At 62.7% G+C, this 21,386-nt stretch carries 18 protein-coding genes; 3 read left to right on the forward strand and 15 right to left on the reverse strand.

What is annotated here, in order from left to right:
- Positions 1-208 precede the first annotated feature (208 nt).
- Complete coding sequence (locus tag X751_RS144640) at positions 209-2,188, reverse strand: EAL domain-containing protein (protein WP_023745331.1); 1,980 nt, start codon at positions 2,186-2,188, stop codon at positions 209-211.
- Between the two features lie 267 nt (positions 2,189-2,455).
- Between X751_RS144640 and X751_RS144635 the strand changes: the two genes are divergently transcribed.
- Positions 2,456-3,502 carry a class I SAM-dependent methyltransferase gene (locus tag X751_RS144635; protein ID WP_023745332.1) on the forward strand — a complete coding sequence of 349 codons (1,047 nt, stop codon included), beginning with the start codon at positions 2,456-2,458 and terminating at the stop codon, positions 3,500-3,502.
- A gap of 276 nt (positions 3,503-3,778) precedes the next feature.
- Here X751_RS144635 and X751_RS144630 read toward each other — a convergent pair whose 3' ends face one another.
- Positions 3,779-4,672: an SDR family oxidoreductase gene (locus X751_RS144630; protein ID WP_023745333.1), complete on the reverse strand. Its 894-nt coding sequence runs from the start codon at positions 4,670-4,672 to the stop codon at positions 3,779-3,781.
- Between the two features lie 125 nt (positions 4,673-4,797).
- Between X751_RS144630 and X751_RS144625 the strand changes: the two genes are divergently transcribed.
- A complete protein-coding gene (locus X751_RS144625) occupies positions 4,798-5,736 on the forward strand; it encodes an AraC family transcriptional regulator (protein WP_023693170.1) in 939 nt (312 codons plus the stop codon).
- Positions 5,737-6,505: 769 nt separating this feature from the next.
- On the opposite strand, the gene X751_RS144615 is transcribed toward X751_RS144625, so the two are convergent.
- The 10 genes from X751_RS144615 to uxaC all read right to left on the reverse strand — a co-directional run bounded on the left by X751_RS144615 (position 6,506) and on the right by uxaC (position 16,292).
- A complete protein-coding gene (locus X751_RS144615; protein WP_023668683.1) occupies positions 6,506-6,658 on the reverse strand; it encodes a hypothetical protein in 153 nt (50 codons plus the stop codon).
- A gap of 396 nt (positions 6,659-7,054) precedes the next feature.
- Entirely contained in the window at positions 7,055-8,893 is a 1,839-nt protein-coding gene (recQ, locus tag X751_RS144610) for a DNA helicase RecQ (protein WP_023745334.1), read from the reverse strand.
- Positions 8,894-9,157: 264 nt separating this feature from the next.
- Positions 9,158-9,496, reverse strand: a complete 339-nt coding sequence (locus X751_RS144605; protein ID WP_023684110.1) for a cupin domain-containing protein — start codon at positions 9,494-9,496, stop codon at positions 9,158-9,160.
- Positions 9,497-9,506: 10 nt separating this feature from the next.
- Positions 9,507-10,274: a 2-dehydro-3-deoxy-D-gluconate 5-dehydrogenase KduD gene (kduD, locus tag X751_RS144600; RefSeq protein WP_023745335.1), complete on the reverse strand. Its 768-nt coding sequence runs from the start codon at positions 10,272-10,274 to the stop codon at positions 9,507-9,509.
- A complete protein-coding gene (kduI, locus tag X751_RS144595) occupies positions 10,271-11,128 on the reverse strand; it encodes a 5-dehydro-4-deoxy-D-glucuronate isomerase (RefSeq protein WP_023745336.1) in 858 nt (285 codons plus the stop codon). Before kduI ends, kduD begins: the two co-directional genes overlap by 4 nt.
- 23 nt (positions 11,129-11,151) lie before the next feature.
- Positions 11,152-11,928, reverse strand: a complete 777-nt coding sequence (locus tag X751_RS144590; protein ID WP_023700229.1) for a FadR/GntR family transcriptional regulator — start codon at positions 11,926-11,928, stop codon at positions 11,152-11,154.
- Positions 11,929-11,951: 23 nt separating this feature from the next.
- A complete protein-coding gene (locus X751_RS144585) occupies positions 11,952-13,232 on the reverse strand; it encodes a TRAP transporter large permease (RefSeq protein ID WP_023684106.1) in 1,281 nt (426 codons plus the stop codon).
- Positions 13,233-13,700, reverse strand: coding sequence for a TRAP transporter small permease (locus X751_RS144580; RefSeq protein ID WP_245260093.1), 468 nt, complete (start codon positions 13,698-13,700; stop codon positions 13,233-13,235).
- A gap of 166 nt (positions 13,701-13,866) precedes the next feature.
- Positions 13,867-14,844, reverse strand: a complete 978-nt coding sequence (locus tag X751_RS144575) for a TRAP transporter substrate-binding protein (protein ID WP_023684104.1) — start codon at positions 14,842-14,844, stop codon at positions 13,867-13,869.
- A 38-nt stretch (positions 14,845-14,882) separates the two neighbouring features.
- On the reverse strand, positions 14,883-16,292 hold the full coding sequence (gene uxaC, locus X751_RS144570) for a glucuronate isomerase (RefSeq protein WP_023698223.1): 1,410 nt from the start codon (positions 16,290-16,292) through the stop codon (positions 14,883-14,885).
- Between the two features lie 189 nt (positions 16,293-16,481).
- Here uxaC and X751_RS144565 point away from each other — a divergent pair, with 189 nt between their 5' ends.
- Positions 16,482-17,990, forward strand: a complete 1,509-nt coding sequence (locus X751_RS144565; protein ID WP_023688888.1) for a mannitol dehydrogenase family protein — start codon at positions 16,482-16,484, stop codon at positions 17,988-17,990.
- A 28-nt stretch (positions 17,991-18,018) separates the two neighbouring features.
- On the opposite strand, the gene lepB is transcribed toward X751_RS144565, so the two are convergent.
- The 3 genes from lepB to atpD all read right to left on the reverse strand — a co-directional run bounded on the left by lepB (position 18,019) and on the right by atpD (position 21,379).
- Positions 18,019-18,765 carry a signal peptidase I gene (gene lepB, locus X751_RS09740; RefSeq protein ID WP_032892998.1) on the reverse strand — a complete coding sequence of 249 codons (747 nt, stop codon included), beginning with the start codon at positions 18,763-18,765 and terminating at the stop codon, positions 18,019-18,021.
- A gap of 525 nt (positions 18,766-19,290) precedes the next feature.
- Positions 19,291-19,698: a F0F1 ATP synthase subunit epsilon gene (locus X751_RS144560; protein ID WP_023668674.1), complete on the reverse strand. Its 408-nt coding sequence runs from the start codon at positions 19,696-19,698 to the stop codon at positions 19,291-19,293.
- Positions 19,699-19,807: 109 nt separating this feature from the next.
- The gene (gene atpD, locus X751_RS144555) at positions 19,808-21,379 is read right to left on the reverse strand and encodes a F0F1 ATP synthase subunit beta (protein WP_023698224.1); all 1,572 of its coding nucleotides are present in this window, start codon (positions 21,377-21,379) and stop codon (positions 19,808-19,810) included.
- Positions 21,380-21,386 lie beyond the last annotated feature (7 nt).

The raw sequence follows: 21,386 nt of genomic DNA on the forward strand, positions 1-21,386 counted from the left end.
GCTCTCCTTGCAAAGGGCCGAAAGTGTAACCCATGTCTCCGGAATGAACTGTCACCCATCTCTCGGGAAGGGCAGCCCTGCGGGCTTCGGGTGGCAGGCCACCCGGAACCGCATCTGGGCGTAGGAGTGTCGCCCGAAGCTACGAAGTAGCGTAGGGGGACCGGAACGAAGCAGGATGCCCTCCGAAGCTTCAGCGAAGGGGCCACCACTAGGCAACAAGGCCTTGCCTGATCTGGTTTACCTCTTCGATCGGGACTGGATGCCCGGTGAGGAAGCCCTGCATCAAATTTACCCCCAGGCGCTGCAGCAATATGTACTGCTCCTCCGTTTCGACGCCCTCGGCGAGCACGACATGGCCGAGATTGCGAAGCAGTCCGACCATGTCCCGCAAAAGGCTCAAGCCACGAGACGTCTGGCAGTCGTGGAGGAAGCTGCGATCGATCTTGACCACGTCGAACTTGAAACGGCGCAGCCATGTCAGGCCGGCAAATCCCGTTCCGAAGTCGTCCAGCCAGATCTGAACGCCGAGTTTTCGCAACCGCTCCACGTTTCTTACCGCTTGCGCCTCCAGAAAGATGTCACTGCCTTCGGTGATTTCGATGGCCAGTTTCTGGGGCGCAAGGCCGTGCCTGCCAAGGATTTCGGTGATCCGGAGCGAAAAGTTGGGAGCCTTGAGCTGAAGAACGGAGACGTTCACCGTCACGACCGAGCCCAATCCGTATTCCGTCATGTCACCGCAGGCTCGATCGATCAGCCACGTACCCAGTTCCACGATCGCTCCGGTCTGCTCGGCAACGGGTATGAATACGGACGGACTGATCATGGTGCCGTCGAAGTCGCATACCCGCATCAGACTCTCGTGGCCCAGCACGCGTCCCGACGCCAGCTCGCGAATTGGCTGGTAGGCGACAGAAACGAGCTGGTTGGAAACTGCCACCTTCAGCAGTTCTGAAAGATTTTCGCCCGAGCGATCCTGGCTGGTGGCGTGTGGGTCGTAAATCGTGAACGTAGCCCGACCGGCAAACTTGGACGCGTAGAGTGCGCGGTCAGCTTCCTGCAGCAGGATTCTAAGCTCTATGCTCTGATCGGCGCGCGTCAACGACGCTCCGGCACTGATCGTGACGATGTTGAGCTTGTCGCCCCGGTCAGGGTGATAGATATCCAAATCCTCTACAGCGCGACAGAATTTCTTCGTTATCTCATGAAGGTGAGCCCGCCCGGTGACCTTGCAGAGAATGACGAATTCTTCTCCGCCATAGCGGGCCGCGATGGCGTTGTTGGCAGCCGCCATCTCGGAGAGGACATGGGCGAGTTTGATCAGGCAATCGTCGCCGGCCTGATGACCAAGTCCGTCATTGAACCTTTTGAAGTAGTCGACGTCGATCAGAATGAGCCCTATCTCGTCGTCGTCCGCGGCCCAGTCTTCGCGCAGCTCCGAGAATTCTCGAATGATCGCCCTGCGGTTCTTCATTCCCGTGAGCGGATCGGTGTCGGCGATTTCGGTTAGCTTTTGCCCCTTCTTGATAGCAGCCTGCTCCTGGAACTGCGCCCGAAGCGCGTGCAGGAAAGTCTGGTACCGCTCCAGGCTCAGCCGCCACGAAAGATAAAGCGACAAGACGAGGCAGTTCACGAAATAGGCCGACAGCACGATGCGGCCGGCGATGTCGGCCTGAAGGGAGAACATCGCGGCGTACACAAAGCTTGCGGCGACCGTCGCGGAGGCAAGGGCTGAAAGCCAAAAACGGAAGTTGAAGAACAGATTCGCACCCAGGATGAACACTGTGCCAAAAACCATGAAATGGGAGAGGGCATCCTGATGCTCTGTTCCAACAGCGGAGACGAGCCACCCAAGGGCACCGGAGACAATCGCCAGCGCTGCTACAAGGTGCAAGGTGGCAAGGGCAAAGCCCCGTCGGGCGACAAATTCGACAAGCGCCAGGGAAGTGATCCCTAGCGTAACGCGCGTCAAAACAAGCCGGCCGGCGACATCCGGAAAGAGAAACCAATCGAAAAGGCCATAGGCCACATAGCTGAATACAGCAGCCGCAATACCCCATCGCACAAGGCTGCGATTCTCATCGGCATCCTTCTGCAGGAACAGTGTCACGAGTTCCGGATCGGCGGAATGCCACCGCGGACGTCCAATCGCTGCCGCCACCTTCTGGGCAACGTCCTCGCTCAGTTGCATCGCAACGCTCCTCCGCGATCTGCAGTAGCGAATGCAACAGCCGACGTCGCCTGCGGTTGGGGAATGAAGACGTCCCTGTCCGCAAGAAAAGTCAGATGTCGCTAACCGAGGGTAAACGGGCGGTTCGGATTTAGCCAGTTTGCAGGATTGATGGCCGTTCCGTTGATTAAAGTTTTACTTAAATTTTATTAAAATTGTTAGCATTGGTTGGCGGCGCACCTATGCTGCTGGCCGGGGACCGGGGCGGTAAACCGGAGAGTAAACGGCATGCCTATCAAGCCAAAACTGCAGCTCGACCAATACAGCCTGGTCACCACCAGGCTGATGAAGAAACATGTTGCGACCTCCGAAGAGGCAGCTGACTCCGACGAGTTGAGGGACAGCACGGCCCAGCTCGCCCTGATACTGGACCTTGCTCATCAAGCCTTTGCGCGACACAAACCGGCCGCCCCCATTGTCCATCGTTTGGCGGGGCGACTCCACAAGCTCCGCCGGCAGGTTGCTCCCGCGGTTTGGCAGAAACTCGTTCCTTTGGCTCAGCAGCATCGGGTTGCGGAATATTTGCTCCAGGACCCGTTCACGCGGTGGTCGGTCGAAAAACCGCGCGGGTATTCGGGCGATGCAGGCCTGCTGGATATTTACTACAAGCATCCGATCGCCGACGAGATCGTGGCCTCGTCGACCTTACTTGGTCGGCAAATCTATGCGTACACCAGTGAAGCTGCCAGTTCGGTGGCGGGGCGCGAGCGGCGGGATATTCTGGCCAGGACCGTGGACGAGACAGCCAGCAGTGTGGAAAAGGCTGAGGTGCTGGCGATTGCATGCGGCCACCTCAGGGAAGCCGAACGCTCCGACGCGTTGGCCAGGCATAAACTGCAACGTTGGATCGGCCTGGATCAGGACCCCGTCAGCGTAGCCACGGTGAACCACGACTTTGCCGGCACGGCAGTCGAGGCAGTCCAGGGTTCCGTACGCGGCATCCTGCGCCGCGCCTACGCCCTTGGCACATTCGATCTCGTCTACGCATCGGGGCTTTACGATTACCTGCCCCGTGCCATCGGCGTCCGCCTGCTTCAAAGAGCCATGGAACTCGTCAAGCCCGGTGGCGAATTCCTGTTTGCCAATTTCAGCGACGAGATAACGACGGATGGTTACATGGAGACTTTCATGGATTGGCCGCTCATCCTACGTTCGGCCGACGATATGTGGGACATCATCAATGCCGCGCTCGGCGGGAGTCCTTTCGACGCGAAAGTCTACTATGGCTCGAACCGGAATATCGTTTACGGCAAGGTGAGGAAGGGCGATCTCTAACTAGGCGCGGGAATCGCGCGCGCATCCCCGTAACAAGGTAGGTCTGCCATGACGAGGCCATGCCTTCGCCGGCTTTCCGGCGACGGGCGAGCAGGTCGTCCGGGCTGCGGGCGGCCTACGCCGTGTTCGTTCTGCTTGCCGCCATACAGATGTGGCGGCGGTTCCAGCAGCACGACGGTGCTGCCCGCTCGGCGGGCTGCGTCTGGCCGTGTTGCTGGCACTGCCGCTGATCGCCAGGCTGTCGGTCGTGCAATGCAACGCGACTGGCCGGCCTGATCAGGCCTCGAAATAGCGGGCACGATCGAGATCGGCGATGAGCCCCGGCCCGGTCGGCTGCCATCCCAGCGCAGTGCGGGTCTGCTCACTTGACGCCGACAAGTCCCTGCCGATGAAATGCCCGAGAAAGCCGAAATGCGCAGCCGCGTCCTCGGGGCCTATGGAAACGACCGGCAGGCCGAGCCGGCGGCCGATGATCTCGGCGATCTCTTTGCTCGCCACGCCCTGTTCGGCAACCGCATGATAGCTGACGCCGCCCGTCCCCTTCTCCACCGCCAGCCTGTACAGGGTGGCGGCGTCGAACCGGTGCACCGCCGCCCAGCAATTTGCGCCGTCGCCGACATAGGCCGAGACGCCCTTTTCACGCGCAATGGCAATCAGCATCGGCACGAAACCGTGATCGCCCTCGCCATGGACGGTCGGCGCCAGCCGCACCGTCGATGCGCGCACCCCGCGCGCTGCGAGCGCCACGGCCGTTGCTTCCGAAGCGCGCGGCATGGCGGCCGATGGAGGCGCGGGTTTGTCGTCTTCGGTTGCCGGCCTTCCCTGCGCAAAACCGGCGAGGCCGGAGGTGACAAGCAGCGGCCGCTCGGAACCCTCGAGCGCCGCGCCGAGCGTTTCGATGGCGCGCTGGTCAACTGCGCAACTGGCGGCGAATCTCGAAAAGTCGTGGTTGAAGGCCGTGTGGATGACGCCATCCGATTGGGCAGCGCCGCTGCGCAGGCTGTCGAAATCCTCGATATCGCCGCGATGCGCCTCGGCACCCGCGGCCACGATCGACTCCGCACCTGCTTCCGACCGCGCGAGGCCAAGCACCTGATGGCCCGCCCCGAGCAATTCCCGCACAACAGCCGAACCGACAAAACCGGTAGCCCCGGTAACGAACACACGCATGATGATTTCTCCTTGGTTTTTGTCGAGGCCGTACAGGCAGCCCGTTGCGAAGGAGATAGAAGTTTGAGATCATACGATCTATACTGTAAAATCCGAGATATCTTCGCAATCGTCCGAGAACGCTCATGGATCCGCTGTCAGACGTGCTGTCGCTACTGAAGCCGCGCAATTACCTGTCGGCTGGGCTGGAAACCGGTGGCGACTGGGCGATCCAGTTTCCTGACCAGCAGGCCGCCATCAAATGCGGCGCCGTGGTGTCCGGCCGATGCTGGCTGTCGGTCGAGGGCGTCCCTGACGCGGTGCGGCTGGACGTGGGCGACTGCTTCCTGTTGCCGCGCGGCCGGCCTTTCCGCCTTGCCAGCGATCTCGGCCTGCCGACGGTCGATGCGCGAACGATCTTTTCACCGGCGCGGACCGGCGGCATCACCGTCCATAATGGCGGCGGCGATTTCCTCCTGGTCAGCAGTCGCTTCACGCTGTCCGGCGACCATGCCGGCATCCTCTTGCGGATGCTGCCGCCCATCGTCCACATCCGCGGCGAGAGCGACCATTCGGCGCTTCGCTGGCCGGTGGAGCGGATGATGCAGGAATTGCGCCAGCGGCGTCCCGGCGGCTTTCTCATCGTCGAGCACCTCGCCCACATGATCCTGATCGAGGCCTTGCGCCTGCATATGACCGCGCAAGGCAATGTCGGCTGGCTGTTCGCGCTGACCGACAGGCAGATCGGCGCGGCGATCGGCGCCATGCACGAGGACCCGGCGCATGGCTGGACATTGCAGCAACTGGCGGAGCGCGCCGGCATGTCGCGATCGACTTTTGCGCTCAGATTCAAGCAGACGGTCGGGGCCTCACCCCTGGATTACCTGACGCGCTGGCGCATGATGCTGGCCGGCGACAGGCTGATGCATTCCGGCGATCCGGTTTCCGTCATCGCGCTGGCGCTCGGCTACGAATCCGAAAGCGCCTTCAGCACGGCATTCAAGCGCGTCATGGGCTGTTCGCCGCGGCAGTACAGCCGCCGGGAGCCGGACCTGACTGCGCAGGCCGAACGCGAAGCCGCCTGAGGTGGCGATCCGAGCGCCTTGATCACCTTGCCCTTAGAGGCTGTAGCGCGAACGAAACTCGGTGAACGACATCGCCAGATTGTTCTCGTCCACATGGCCGGTGATTCCGTCCACACTGCGCGAGTCGAGTTGTAGCGGGCGAGCCAGAGCGGACAATTGCCGAAGCCGCTCGGATTTCCCAGCGCGCTTCGACCGCTGCGGCCCTTCTGCTCAAATCGATCCCTTGCTTGCTCCATGGCATGCGCTTGACAATCGACTGATTCGCAACCCTTCGGGGATATAAGTATTCCAGTTAACTTAGGGATAATCGGCAGGAGGAACTAGATTTCAGACGCTCAATTGGCACGAGCAAAATCGCGTTTTTCATGCTTTCAGAATGACTTGCTCGCGTGCTGGCGGTTAACCGGCACCAACTTCTCCGATTTCCTTGCCTCTACGGCTGGGTAGCGCAATAGGGTTAATTGCGCGATTGCTAATATGCCTATATCTTAGGCGGCGCGGGGGGCCTCATATCTTCCCGCAGTGGCCGGTGCGGTGAAGCCCCACAAGCATGCCCAACCTGCACCGGCCATTCCCTATGGCTGGGTATGGTGTTCCCGCTCGGCAATCTTTTCCAAGAGCTTCCGTGAAGCCTCTAGGACGCGTCGCGTTTCGGCGATGGTCGATTGCAGGGAGTCCAGTTGGCTCTCCGCTCGGAGCTGGCTACGGCGGGCGCTTTCAATGAACTGGTGGTCAGGTTCCCACCGGTCTTTCATCGGGCCTAGCCTCTCTACAGACGAACGAACTTGTCGAGATGCAGGCGTATCCGCTGGCCCTCAGCATAGGACAGCGCAAACGGTTCAATCACGAATGATCGGGTAATTTCCTGGTCTTCCTTGGCCACAGGAACGGACCATCCGCCGCCGGCTTCGACCACTTCCACGCAAGGCAATGCTTTGCGGATTGGACCCACGTTTCCACCACAGCCTCTATACGAAAAGCAATGGTAACCTCGAGTTTTATACTCCCGTCGAAAGCGGGTTTTCAACAACAAAGATGGTCTGAATCATACCATTCGGGTCAGCGGATAGCGGCTGCCGAGGTAGCGTCTCCAAGGCCGAGAAAACCGCCATCCGCGCGCAACAGCGGGTTTCCATAGTCACGGCTACATCCGAAGAATCGACCGCATAGATTCAGGAATGTGTGTTGTCGTCACGGTTCCATACAATTTAGAAGGCCATTCCCCTACGGCAGGGTAGCGCCAAAATGAAAGGATAAGCGGGCGGGCAAGTTGAAGGCGTACTGATGCCGGATCGGGCTTTGGTCCAGCAAAACCCTTTCAGCCTGGCGTCTCGGAAAGGTGCGCGGCAATGGCGCTCAGAAAAACCTTGCCGAACTCCTTGAGCTTGGCCGCACCGACGCCATTCACTTCGGCGAAATCGTCGAGGTCTTGCGGACGACGCTCGGCCATGTCGATCAGTGTACGATCCGAAAACACCACATAGGCCGGCACCTGGCGTTCCTTGGCCAGCCGCAGCCGCAGCGTCTTCAGCGTCGCGAGCAGCGACGCATCGACATTTTCGCTCTGGGGGCTCTGCCCGGCGCGAGCCGCGCGGCGCGCGGCGCGCGTGCGCATCTCGACCCGATACTGGAACGGCACCTCGCCCCGGCCCAGTGCGTGGCCCTTGTCCGCGATGGCCAACCCGCCATGGCCGGCCGGGTCCGGCATCAGGAAACCGTTCGCGACCAGCTGGCGAATCATAGATTGCCAAAAGTCCTTCTTGTGCGCGGCGCCATTGCCGAAGGCTGCCAGCCTGTGATGCCCCCTTGCCGCGATCTTTTCAGTCTCGTGGCCGATCAGGATGTCGATGACATGGCCGGCGCCGAAGCGCTCGCCACTCTGCGCCACCGCCGCCAGGATGAGGCGCGCCCCGGCGGTGCCGTCGGCGCGCGGCGCCTGTTCCAGGCAATTGTCGCAATTGCCGCAAGGGACCGCCTCTTCACCGAAATAACCGAGCAGCACCTGGCGGCGGCACTCGGCCGTCTCACAATAGCCGATCAGCGTATCGAGCCGGCCATGCGAGCGGCGCTTGTGTTCGACAGCGGCGTCCTCGTCGTCGATGAACATGCGGCGCATGCGGATGTCGCCAAGGCCGTAAAGCATATGCGCCTCCGCCGCCCGGCCGTCGCGACCGGCGCGGCCGATTTCCTGGTAATAGGCTTCGAGGCTGCCCGGCAGGTCGGTGTGGAAGACATACGCGACATCAGGCTTGTCGATCCCCATGCCGAAGGCGATGGTCGCCACCATGACGACGCCCGACAGCGTCATGAAGGCGTTTTGATTCGCATCGCGCGCCTCCTTGCTCATCCCGGCGTGATAGGCGAGCGCGGTCACGCCGTTCTTTTCGAGAAACGCCGCCATCTCTTCGGTCTTCTTGCGCGAGAGGCAATAGACGATGCCGCTGCGTCCCTGATGGCGCCCGATGAAATTGAGCAACTGCCGCTTGCTGTCCTGCTTGGGCTCGATGGCAAGCTTGATGTTGGGCCGGTCGAAGCCAAGCACCTGCGTTTCGACACGCCCGCCAAACAGCCGCGTCTCGATGTCAGCGCGCGTCGTCTCGTCCGCCGTCGCCGTCACCGCAATGATCGGTACGTCGGGAAAGATGCCACGCAGCTGCGACAGGTCTTCATATTCGCGCCGGAACGCCGGCCCCCACTGCGAAATGCAATGCGCCTCGTCGATGGCGATCAGGCTGACATCGAGCCTGGCAAGCGCATCCAGCATCCGCTCGGTCATCAGCCGTTCCGGCGCGAGGTAGAGCAGCCGCGTCTGGCCCGACGCGACGCGGCGCCATGCCGCGACATTGGCATCACGGTCGATCGAGGAATTGATCGTATCGGCGGCGACGCCGGCGAGGCGCAGTGCCGCGACCTGATCCTGCATCAGCGCCACTAGCGGCGAAACGACAATGGTCAGCCCACCCTTGACCAGCGCCGGAACCTGGTAGCACAGCGATTTGCCGGCACCCGTTGGCATGACGGCCAGCACATGGCGGCCGCCAAGCAGCGCCTCCATCACCGCGGCCTGTCCGGGACGGAAATCGTCGAAGCCGAACACGTCCTTGAGGACGCGCCGTTTGGGATCGTGCGTCGGCACGCTTGTCGTCGATATCTGCATCACTGATGTTTTTGCGATCGGCCGCCCGAAGCAGCGGCGTGGACAGAACGATTAGCGCAGCCCCTGCGTGACCACAACAAGCAGCAGCAACACCCCACCGGCGATCGACCTGATTGGCATCGTTAAACCTATCTTCACCATGTTGCGGCACCGTCCAACCCTGCGGCGATGTTTCGAGTACCGCTGCGCCACGAGCGCACAGGCAACAGCCCGCGCCTCCCCAGGAGGCGCGGGTTTCCTGTTTCTGGAATTGCCGAAAAAGGTTCAGGCCAGGAAATCGGCGCGGTGCGGGGTAAAGCTGTCGACCAGGCGCCCGGCCTCCAGCGCCTTGACGCCGTGCACCAGATTGGACGGCACGATGAAGCTGCCGCCGGTCTCGATGGTCGCGGTGCGGCCGTCGATGGTCACCTCGAAGCGACCTTCGGCGACATAGCTGGCCTGGACATGCGGGTGCGAATGCAGTGCGCCGACGCCGCCCTTGTCGAAGCCGAACTCGACCATCATCAGCTCATCGGTGGAGACGAGAACGCGGCGTCTGTTGCCGTCCGGCGTCGGCGTCCAGGCGCTCTCGCCGGGCTGTGCGAAAATCTTGGCTTCAATCATGACCATCTCCTCATCGCGCCAGCCAGCCGCCGTCCACGGGAACCACCGCGCCATGCATATAGTCGGACGCTGGCGCCAGCAGGAACACGGCGGCATCGCCTATGTCTTCCGGCCCGCCCCAACGTCCCGCCGGAATGCGCGCCAGGATGGCAGCACTGCGGTCGGGATCGGCGCGCAACCCCTCGGTGTTGTTGGTTTCGATATAGCCGGGCGCAATCGCGTTGACGTTGATGCCTTTTGCCGCCCATTCGCAGGCCAGCAGCCGGGTTATGCCGAGCGCGCCATGTTTCGACGCGGTGTAGGAGGCGACGCGGATGCCGCCCTGGAAACTCAGCACCGAGGCGATGTTGACGATCTTGCCGCGCCGCCTCGGGTCGGTCAGCACGCGCCTGGCAAAACCCTGGCTGAGAAAGAACAGCGTCTTCAGATTGACGTCGATGACGTCGTCCCAGTCGGCCTCGGAGAAATCGGCCGCATCGGCGCGGCGGATGATGCCGGCATTGTTGACCAGCCCGTCGATCGGGCCGGTCTTTTCCCAGACCTGGTCGAGCATCGCCTTGGCGGCCGCATGGTCGGCCAGATCGCACCGCACCGCCTCGAACTGGCCACCGGCTTCCGCGACTTGTCTTTCCGTGTCGTCCATCGCCGAGCGGCCGACACCGATGACGGTGCCGCCGGCGCGCGCGATCGAGCCGGCGATGCCCTGGCCGATGCCGGTGTTCGCGCCGGTGACCAGGATACGCTTGCCGGCCAGGCTGAAGGAGGAAGGGCCGCTCAACGCAATTCACCCAGCGGCACCGGGTCGACATCGGTGTAGTCGACATTGTCGCCGGCCATCGCCCAGATGAAGGCATAGTTCGAGGTGCCGGCCCCCGAATGGATCGACCAGCCCGGCGACAGCACCGCCTCCTCGTTGGCCATCACCAGATGCCGCGTTTCGTCCGGCTCGCCCATGAAATGGAAGACGCGCGCCGTCTCCGGCAGATCGAAATAGAGATAGGCCTCCATGCGCCGGTCATGCACATGGCAAGGCATGGTGTTCCACACCGAGCCCGGTGCCAGCTGCGTCATACCGACCACCAGTTGGCAGGTCTTGACGCCATCGGCATGGATGAACTGGAAGATGGAGCGTTCGTTGCAGGTTTCCTTGCTGCCGAGATTGAGGCGCTTGGCATCGCCAATGCGGATCAGCCGGTTGGGATGGGTGTGATGCGCAGGCGCGCTGAGCAGATAGAATTTGGCCAGTGCGCCCTCATCGGCCGATGCGAACGAAACGTCGGTGCTGCCCATGCCGAGATAGAGCATGTCGCGCGCCTGCAACTGGTGGGTCTCGCCATTTGCCGTCACCGAGCCGGCGCCGCCGATATTGACGATGATCAGTTCGCGGCGGTCGAGAAAATTCTTGGTCCCCGTCGGCTTGATCGCTTCCAGCGGCAGCGCTGTCCCTTCCGGCACGGCGCCGCCGACGATCATGCGGTCATAATGGGCATAGGTCAGGCTGACGCGTCCCGGCTGGAACAGGTCGTCAATATGGAAGTTGTGCCGCAGTTCGTCGGTGCCCATGGAAGCCGCGGCGACCGGGTCGATGGCGAAACGCGAGGTGAAATCGGTATGCGGGTGACTTTGAGTCATTGCTGCTCCAGCTGAATGAATGGCTATTTGGTTGCCGACGCCTTGACCGAGTCGGCGTAGTAGACCTGGCGGGCGTGCAGCCGCTCGCGGTAGCGCTCTTGGCTGGCGGTGAGATGAGCGCGCATCGCCTCGCGCGCAGCTTCGGCGTCGCCCGAGGTGATCGCATTCAGGATCACCAGATGCTCGCGCTGCAGCCCGCGCTGATAGCTGTCGGATTGCACAAGTTCCGTCGACCAGGGCGAGGTCACGTCGCAGGGAATGGCGCGGCGTCCGAGCACATCGAGCATCTCGACATAGAACGGGTTGTTGGTGGCGCTGGCGATTGCCCGGTGGAAGGCGAGATCGGCCGGACCGGTCGGCTCGCTGTTGAGAAGCAGCCGTTCGAATTCGAAGAACGCTTCCTGGATCGCTGCTTCCTGCGCGGCGTTGCGGCGAATGGCGGCGAGCCCGGCCGATTCGATTTCGACGGCCAGGCGCACTTCGAGCACATTGAGCGCGATGGAATCCTTGCTGCCCATGTCGGCGGCGAGCGCGCCGAACATCGTTGAGATGTGCTCGGTGACGAACACGCCTGCGCCCTGGCGCGCCTCGACCAGCCCGTCGGCGGCGAGCTTGGCCAGCGCTTCGCGGATGACGGTGCGGCTGACGCCGAAGGTCTCGGTCAGCTGGCCCTCGGTCGGCAATTTGTGGCCGGGCAGGATCTCGCCCGCCTGCAACTGCTTGCGGATCGCCGCAACGACGGTCTCCGACAGTTTGGGTTTTCTCTCGACCCTGAGATCAACAGCGCTATCCGATGCCATATCGCACCCCTGTTTGAAGACGCCTATTTGAACACGCTCGGCAACCAGAGCGAAATCGCCGGAATATAGGTCACCAGCCCCAGAACCACGATGCCCGCGCCATAGAACGGCCAGATCGAGCGCATCGCTTCCCAGACCGTAATCTTGCCGACGGCACAGGCGACGAACTGCACCGTGCCGACCGGTGGCGTGTTGAGGCCAATGCCGAGATTGAGGATGGTGATGACGCCGAAATGCACGGGGTCGACGCCGTAATGGGTGACCAGCGGCAGGAAGATCGGCGTGCAGATGATGATCATCGGCCCCATGTCCATGAAGGTGCCGAGCAGCAGCATCAAGACGTTGAGCAGAAGCAGCACCACCAGCGGATCGGTGGAGATGGCGTTCATGCCTGCGATCAGCAACACCGGCACTTTGAGATAGGCCATCAGCCAGCTGAACGAGGCCGCCGTGCCGATGATCAGCAGCACCATTGAGGTCGTGCGCACCGCGCCCTTTGTGGCATGGACGAAATCGCCCCAGGCCATCGACCGGTAGACGAAGACGGTGACCAGCAAAGCGTAGATGATGGCGATGCAGGAGCTTTCCGTCGCCGTGAAAATGCCCGAGCGAACGCCGCCGAAGATGATCCCGATGAGCAGAAGTCCGGGGATGGCGATGACCGCCAGCTGGCCGACACGCGAGAAGCCGGGAAAAGCCTCGACCGGGTAGCCGCGGCTGCGGGCGACGAAATAGGCGGTGACCATCAGCGAAGCGGCGAACAGCAGACCCGGCAGGATACCGGCGGTGAACAGGTCGGCGATCGAAATCTTGCCGCCGCCGGCGATCGAATAGATGATCATGTTCTGCGACGGCGGCAGAAGCAGCGCGATCAGCGCCGCCATCGAGGTGACGTTGACGGCATAGTCGGCTCCGTAGCCGCGCGCTTTCATCTGCGGGATCATCAGCCCGCCGACGGCAGCGGCTTCCGCCACCGCCGAGCCGGAAATGCCGCCGAACAACGTCGCGGCGATGATGTTGACCTGACCGAGCCCACCGCGGACATGACCGACCAGCGAGCCGGCAAAGGAAACGATGCGCTGCGCGATGCCGCCGCGCACCATCAGGTCGCCGGCAAAGATGAAGAACGGGATCGCCATCAGCGAGAACGCCGACATGCCCGACTTCAATTGCTGGAACACCACCAGGGGCGGCAGGCCGAGATAAAGCACGGTGGCGAAGGACGCCGCACCCAGGCAAAAGGCGATCGGCGTGCCGGCAAACATCAAAAGCGTGAAGACGCCAAACAGGATCCAGAGTTCCATCTAGGCCTCCTGCACGGCCGGCATTTCCGGCACTTCTTCGAGATTGATATCCTTGTCGATGTCGGCGCCGGACCAGCGCAGCGCGATGCGTTCGGCCGAGAACAGGCAGATCAGAAAGCCGCCGGCAACCAGCGGCAGATAGTCGAAACCGCCGGGAAGTTCGAGCGCCGGGATGACAGTGTGCCAGGTCAGCCCGACCAGCTTGCAGCCGTACCAGACCATGCCGAAGCCGAAGCCGAACGCGATCAGGTCGGACAGGGTGCGCAGCGCCCATTTGCTGCCCTTGGGCAGGATATAGAGCAGCACGTCGAAGCCCATATGGTAATTCTCGCGCACGCCGACGGCAGCGCCCAGGAAGATGAACCAGTTCATCAGCATGATGGCGGTGACTTCGGTCCAGCTCGGTGACGCGTTGAGCACGAAGCGGGAAAACACCTGGTAGGCAACAAGCGCGGTCATGGCGACCATCCCGATGCCCGCGAGATAGAGCGCACCGTCGCAAATCTTCGAAAGCACCGCGCTGAAGCGCGGTGGCGCTCCGCTCCTGGCCGTTCCCGCAGTCATCCGATCCTCCCGGTCTTTCCGTCCCCTAAAAGCGATTGGCGGGGCGGCGCCATGCCGCCCCGCCAGAAAATCACTTGGTCGCCTGGATGCGCGTCGCGAGGTCCTTGAGCTCCGGCGTCTTCAGATACTTGTCGTAGACCGGCTTCATCGCATCGATCAGCGGCTGCTTGTCGATCTCGCTGACCTTGACGCCGGCCTTCTCGACGATCTCTCGCGACTTCTTCTCCTGCGCGTCCCACAATTCGCGCATCTTGACGACGCTATCCTTGGCCGCCTGCTTGACGATCGCCTGGTCTTCCGGCGTCAGTCTGTCCCAGCTCGATTTCGACATCACCAGCACTTCCGGCACGATCTGGTGCTGGTCGACGGTATAGTGCTTGGCGACTTCGTAGTGCTTGGCGGATTCGAAGCTGGGCCAGTTGTTCTCGGCGCCGTCGATGACGCCGGTTTCGAGCGCCGAATAGACCTCGCCATAGGCCATCGGCGTGGCGTTTGCGCCAAGCGCGTTGACCATGTCGACGAACACGTCGGACTGGATGACGCGGAACTTCATGCCTTTCAGATCGGCGATCGAGGTGATGTCCTTCTTGGTGTTGTAGAAGGAACGGGCGCCGGAATCGTAGAAGGCAAGGCCGACCAGATCATGCGTCTCGAAGGCCTTGAGGATCTCGTCGCCGATCGGCCCGTCCATGACATGGCGCATGTGCTCGACCGAACGGAACATGTAGGGCAGCGACGGCACCGCGGTTTCCGGCACGATGCCGTTGAACGGACCCATCGAGACGCGGTTCAGATCGATGACACCGGTCTGCGTCTGCTCGATCGTGTCTTTTTCCTCGCCGAGCTGCGCCGAATGATAGACCTCGACCGAATAGCGGCCGGCGGTGCGCTCCTTGATGAGCTCGCCGAGATATTTGACCGCCTCGACGGTCGGATACCCGTCCGGATGGGTGTCGGCCGAGCGCAGTACGGTCTGGGCGCCGGCAACGCCGATCATCAGCGAGCCGAAGGCGAATGTGGCTGCCATCAGTTTTGAAAAATGCAACATGACTGTCTTCCTCCCTTTTAAAATTCCACGCGCCCGGCTCACAGCCGGTACGCCTTCTTGGCAAGCGTGTAGGCAAGCTCCCGCGCCAGCTCATGCGCCTCGTCCTCACGCAGCCGGTGCTCGGCGACGAGACGGGCGAGAAAGGCGCAGTCAACCCGGCGCGCCACATCGTGACGGGCGGGAATCGACGGAAAGGCACGGGTGTCATCGTTGAAGCCGACGGTGTTGTAGAAGCCGGCGGTCTCGGTGGTCATCTCGCGGAACCGGCGCATGCCTTCCGGACTGTCGTGGAACCACCAGGCCGGCCCGAGCTTCAACGCCGGATAGACGCCGGCCAGCGGCGCCAGTTCGCGCGCGTAGCTGGTCTCGTCGAGCGTGAACAGGATGATGGAGAGGTCGCGCTCCAGCCCGACGCAGTCGAGCAAGGGTTTGAGCGCCGCGGCATAGTCGGTGCGGGTCGGAATATCGAAGCCTTTGTCGCGGCCGAATTTTTGGAAAACACCAGGCGAGTGGTTGCGCCAGGAGCCGGGATGGATCTGCATGACCAGCCCGTCGTCGCGGCTCATCTTGGCCATTTCGGTCAGCATCTGGGCGCGAAACAGCTTGCGCTCGCGCTCGTCGTCCGAGCCGCGGCGGATGCGGTTGAACAGCTCTTCCGCCGCCGCATCGGAAAGATTGGCGGTCTCGGCCGTCGGATGGCCGTGGTCCGACGAGGTTGCGCCGAAGCTTTTGAAGAAGGCGCGGCGCTGGCGATGCGCGTCGAGATAGCCGGCCCATGTGCCGGTGTCGCAGCCGGCGATCTCGCCCAGACGATCGAGATTGGCCGAAAATCCTTCGAAGTCGGGATCGACGACGGCATCCGGCCTGTAGGCAGTGATGACGCGGCCCTGCCAGCCGCTGTCGCGGATCGTCTTGTGCCATTGGAGATCGTCGAGTGCGCCCTCGGTCGTCGCGATGACCTCGATGTTGAAGCGCTCGAACAGCGCGCGTGGGCGATAATCGTCGCGCTGCAAAAGCGCCGCGATGGTGTCGTAATGGCGGCTAGCGGTGCTGGCGTTGAGCGGCTCTTCGATGCCGAACAGATGCTCGAGCACATGGTCGAGCCACAACCGCGTCGGCGTGCCGCGGAAGAGGTAATAGTGCTCGGCGAAGCGCCGCCAGATCGCCCTGGGATCGGTCTCGACCGGCGAGCCGTCGAGGGTCGGGACGCCGAGATCTTCCAGCCGCACGCCCTGGCTGAACAGCATACGGAAAATGTAGTGGTCGGGCACCACCAGCAATTGCGCGGGATCGGGGAATGGCTCGTTGAGCGCATACCAACGCGGATCGGTGTGGCCGTGCGGGCTGATGATCGGCAGGTCCTTGATGCCGGCATGGAGATCGCGCGCGATCGACAGCGCGCGCCCTTCGGCGGCAAAAAGCAGATCCGGATCGGTCAGTCCCGCCACGTCGTTCCTCCCAGGGGCGATATCGGTAGGATTGGAAAGAAATAATGTCAACATACAAAAACTGGATTGTTGTATGATGACTTTTAACCGGCGTCAGGTCATTGTGCGGCGGAAGAGCGGATGTTACGCCGCTAGCAGATCCCGCCCCGCACACCATCCAGCGACAAGCCGCGCCCAACAAGCCAAGCCATGACCAGCAGACGCCTTTCCAACGCAACAGTGCAATCCTTGCCGGCCTCGGTCGCGGTCCCCCCCTATGATCGCGCCAGTGTCGCCCCAGGCATCGTCCATCTCGGCGTTGGAGCCTTCCACCGTGCCCATCAGGCCGCCTATGTCGATGACTGCCTAGCGGCCGGCGAGACCGGCTGGGGCATTGTCGGCGTCTCGCTGCGCAGCCCCGACACGCGCGATGCGCTGACGCCACAGGACGGGCTCTACACGCTGGCGGTGCGCGGCAGCGATGGCGAAGCGCTGCACATTATCGGCTCGATCCAGTCGATGCTGGTCGCGCCGGAAGACCCCGGCGCGGTGCTGGCCGCGCTGACCGACCCGCGCACCCGCATCGTCACCCTGACCATCACCGAAAAGGCCTATCTCAGGGCCGCCGACGGCAGCCTCGACGAAAACCATCCCGATATCGTCCACGATCTGGGCAATCCCGGATCTCCCAGGACAGCGCATGGATTCCTGGCGGAAGCGCTGGTGCGACGCCGGGCCGCCGGCACGCCGCCCTTCACCGTGCTTTGCTGCGACAACCTGCCGGCCAATGGCGCCACGCTGCACCGGCTGCTGGTCGGGTTTGCAAAACTGCGCGATGCCGGCGCTGCTGCTTCAGGCGACGCTGCCCTCGCCGGTCATATAGCCGATGACGTTGCATTCCCATCGAGCATGGTCGACCGCATCGTGCCGGCAACCACCGATGCCGACCGGGCGCGCATCGCGGTCGAACTCGGCCTCGAGGACGCCTGGCCGGTGATGACCGAACCGTTCCGGCAATGGGTGATCGAAAACAGGTTTCCAGCCGGCCGCCCGGCCTGGGAGAAATTCGGCGTCACCATGGTCGAGGATGTCCGGCCGTTCGAGGACATGAAGCTTCGGCTGCTCAACGGCGCCCATTCGGGCATCGCCTATATCGGCCTGCTCAGCGGCCACGTCACCGTCGACCGCGCCTTCGCGGATCCCGCGATCCGCGCGTTCGTCGACCGGCTCTGGGCCGAGGCCATCCCGACATTGCCTGGGGATGCCGGGCTCGACACGTCAGCCTATACGGCCGAACTTGCCGAACGTTTCTCCAACACCGCGCTGGCCCACCGCACCGCGCAGATCGCCAATGACGGCAGCCAGAAATTGCCGCAGCGCATTGTCGCTACCGCCATCGAGTGCATCCAGGCCGGCCTGGTCCCGGAGCATCTGACGCTGGTGATCGCCGCCTGGATCGCCGCCTGCGAGGCGCGCGGCAAGGACCTGCCGGAAGCCCACTTTACCGATCCGCTCGACGCGGCGCTGGCGGCGCTCGACGAACGACGGATGCTGGAACGAGTAGCGGCGGTGTTCGACTGGGCCGGCTTCGCCAGCGGCAAGCCCGAGCGGCAGACGCTGATCGAACTGGTCGCCGCTCATCGCGAGCATATCCTGCAAGGCGGGATCGTGCTTGCGCTCTCAGCGCTCGGCATACCGGAGCCGACAAACGTAGGCTGAAGCTGGTCCGGAACCGCCCATTTCAAGCCTATTGTCCCGCCGGAGCGTCCAGCCTCTGCCGCGACGAATACTCCGTGCCTTGCGAATTCCAGAACAGTCGCACTGCCTTGCCGACCAGGTTTTCGGCAGGAACGAAGCCGACACTGAGCCGGCTATCGGAGGAATTATCCCTGTTGTCGCCAAGCACGAAATAGTGGCCTTCGGGCACGTCGAACACCCGCGTGTTGTCGGTTATTGAATTGTCCGTAAGACTGATGACGGAATAGGAAACGCCGTTGGGGAGGGTTTCACGTTGCAGTCTGGCGCTTTGGGGAGAGTCCTCGGAGCTGTACGGACCAACATCCTCGAGTTTGACCGCCACACCATTGATGCGAAGGATTCCGTCGACCATCTGGATTTTGTCGCCCGGCAGTCCAACGACCCGCTTGACGTAGTCGATGCTCGGATCCGCTGGAAATTTGAACACCACAATATCTCCGCGCTTCGGCTCGGCGGCAAAGATCCGGCCTTCGAAGGGCAGCAGCCCAAGAGGAACACTGTAGCGGCTGTAACCATAGGCAAACTTCGAGACGAAGAAATAGTCGCCGAGTTCCAGCGTTGGTGTCATGCTGCCTGCCGGGGTCGAAAACGGCTGGAAGAGGAATGTGCGGATCGCTAACGCGGCTCCGTAGGAGGTCAGCACGGCCAACAGCAGCACCGAAAGGCCGTGTGAATACCACCGGTTCGGTCTGTATCGTGACGCGAAAGGCACGACGAGCGCTACCCACAGGACCATGAGACCTAAACTGGAGAGATCCACCAGCCAGGCGAGATCGACCCCCGGCAGAACCGGGAATCCCACATATGTCAGCGCAATGCTTATGGCGCTGATCACCACCAGGCTGGCAACCGCCGGCCGGCCGGCGCCGATCCAAAGGAACCCGCCGAACGGACCGCCAAAGGCCGCGATCAGCGCCGTCGTCCACCGGGATCGCGAGGCCGCTTCCGGTTGCGTTGTCTGTTCCGTCATCGGCCACCCCAAATCGATAGACAGCCGGACTGTCGAACAACCAGAAAGCAGGGGCAAGCCCCGATCCGACTGTACCGCCGCAGCCAAATCGCGGTTCCGCCGGCGCCATCGCCTGATACAAGCTCATCTCGCCCTGACTGGCAGCCGGCATGCCGCCACCCGATCTGATCATGCTGGCTGCCCGCCCTGAAATCCCGCCAAGGCCCTGCGCCTATGCGAGACGATCCAGGATGGCGGCCGCAACAAAAAAGCCGGGCTGAGCCCGGCCTTTTCTTCAAGTCATTCTGCGGCTTACGCCGGCAGCAGCGCGCCTTCGAGCGTGGTAAGCTGGCTAAGGAACTGCTCCGCCTTGCTGCGGCTCTGGTCGTCCTTGGCGTCGGCGGCGTCTTCCTTGGCTTCCTGGATGCGGCGGGCGAGATCGGCGCGGTCGATATCGCCGACGGCGACCGCCGATTCGGCGAGCAGCGTGCAGCCGGCAGGGACGATGTCGGCAAAGCCGCCGAACACCACATAGCGCTCTTCCTTGCCGCCGGCGGTCTTCAGCGTGACGACGCCCGGCTTGATCGTGGTCATGACTGGCGCATGGTGCGCCATGACTGTCATTTCACCTTCGGCGCCTGGAATGACGACGGACTCGACCTGCTCGGAAACCAGGAGGCGCTCCGGCGAGACCAGTTCGAACTTGAAAGCTTCAGCCATGTCAATTTAGTGAGTAGGGAATAGTGAGTAGGGAGTAGGGAGAGGACAGCTGTCCTGATCACCCGGCCGCTATTCACTACTGACTACTGACTACTCCCTATTGCCTTGATTACGCTGCTTCTGCCGCCAGGCGCTGAGCCTTCTCGACCGCTTCGTCGATGCCGCCGACCATGTAGAAGGCGGCTTCCGGCAGGTGATCGTAGTCGCCGTTGCAGAGGCCCTTGAAGCCCTTGATCGTGTCGGCGAGGTCGACCAGCTTGCCCGGCGCACCCGTAAACACTTCGGCGACGAAGAACGGCTGCGACAGGAAGCGCTCGATCTTGCGGGCGCGGGCCACCGTCTGCTTGTCCTCTTCCGACAGCTCATCCATGCCAAGGATGGCGATAATGTCCTGCAGCGACTTATAGCGCTGGAGGATCGACTGCACCTGGCGGGCGACGGCATAGTGCTCCTCGCCGACGACCAGCGGATCGAGCATGCGCGAGGTCGAGTCGAGCGGATCGACGGCGGGGTAGATGCCCTTTTCCGAGATCGCGCGGTTGAGCACGGTCGTCGCGTCAAGGTGAGCGAACGAGGTCGCCGGCGCCGGGTCGGTCAAATCGTCGGCCGGCACGTAGATGGCCTGCACCGAGGTGATCGAACCCTTGGTCGTCGTGGTGATGCGTTCCTGCAGCGCACCCATGTCGGTGGCCAGCGTCGGCTGATAGCCCACGGCCGACGGAATACGGCCGAGCAGCGCCGACACTTCTGAACCAGCCTGAGTGAAGCGGAAGATGTTGTCGACGAAGAACAGCACGTCCTGGCCCTGGTCGCGGAAATATTCGGCGACTGTCAGGCCGGTCAGGCCGACGCGGGCACGCGCGCCCGGCGGTTCGTTCATCTGGCCATAGACCAGTGCCGCCTTGGAGCCTTCGCCGCCGCCCTTCTTGTTGACGCCGGACTCGATGAACTCGTGATAAAGATCGTTGCCCTCGCGGGTGCGCTCGCCGACGCCGGCGAAGACCGAGAAGCCGCCATGCGCCTTGGCGACGTTGTTGATCAGCTCCTGGATCAGAACCGTCTTGCCGACGCCGGCGCCGCCGAACAGGCCGATCTTGCCTCCGCGGGCGTAGGGCGCCAGAAGGTCGAGCACCTTGATGCCGGTGATCAGGATCTGCGCTTCCGTCGACTGTTCGACATAGGTAGGCGCCGGCTGGTGGATGGCGCGCATCTCGATGCCGTCGACCGGGCCTTCTTCGTCGACCGGCTCGCCGATGACGTTGATGATGCGGCCGAGCATGCCCGGGCCGACCGGAACGGTGATCGGCGCGCCGGTGTCATAGACGTCCTGGCCGCGAACCAGGCCTTCGGTGGAATCCATGGCGATACAGCGCACGGTGTTTTCGCCCAGATGCTGGGCAACTTCGAGCACCAGGCGGTTGCCGACATTGGAGGTTTCGATGGCGTTCAAAATGGCCGGCAGATGATCGCCGAACTGCACGTCGACGACGGCGCCGATGACCTGGCGAACCTTGCCGATGGCGCCGGTCTTCTTGACGGCAACGCTCGTCGTCTTCACTGCCGGGGCCGCGGCCTTGGCGGGCGCGGCCGCCTTCTTGGCCGGAGCGGCCTTCGCCGCTGCTGCCGGAGCCTTTGCGGCCGCCTTGGGAGCCGTCTTCGCGGGGGTCGCTGCTTTCGCCATCGTCTTT

The sequence above is a fragment of the Mesorhizobium sp. LNJC394B00 genome (genome assembly GCF_000502555.1).
Classification (GTDB): Bacteria; Pseudomonadota; Alphaproteobacteria; order Rhizobiales; family Rhizobiaceae; genus Mesorhizobium.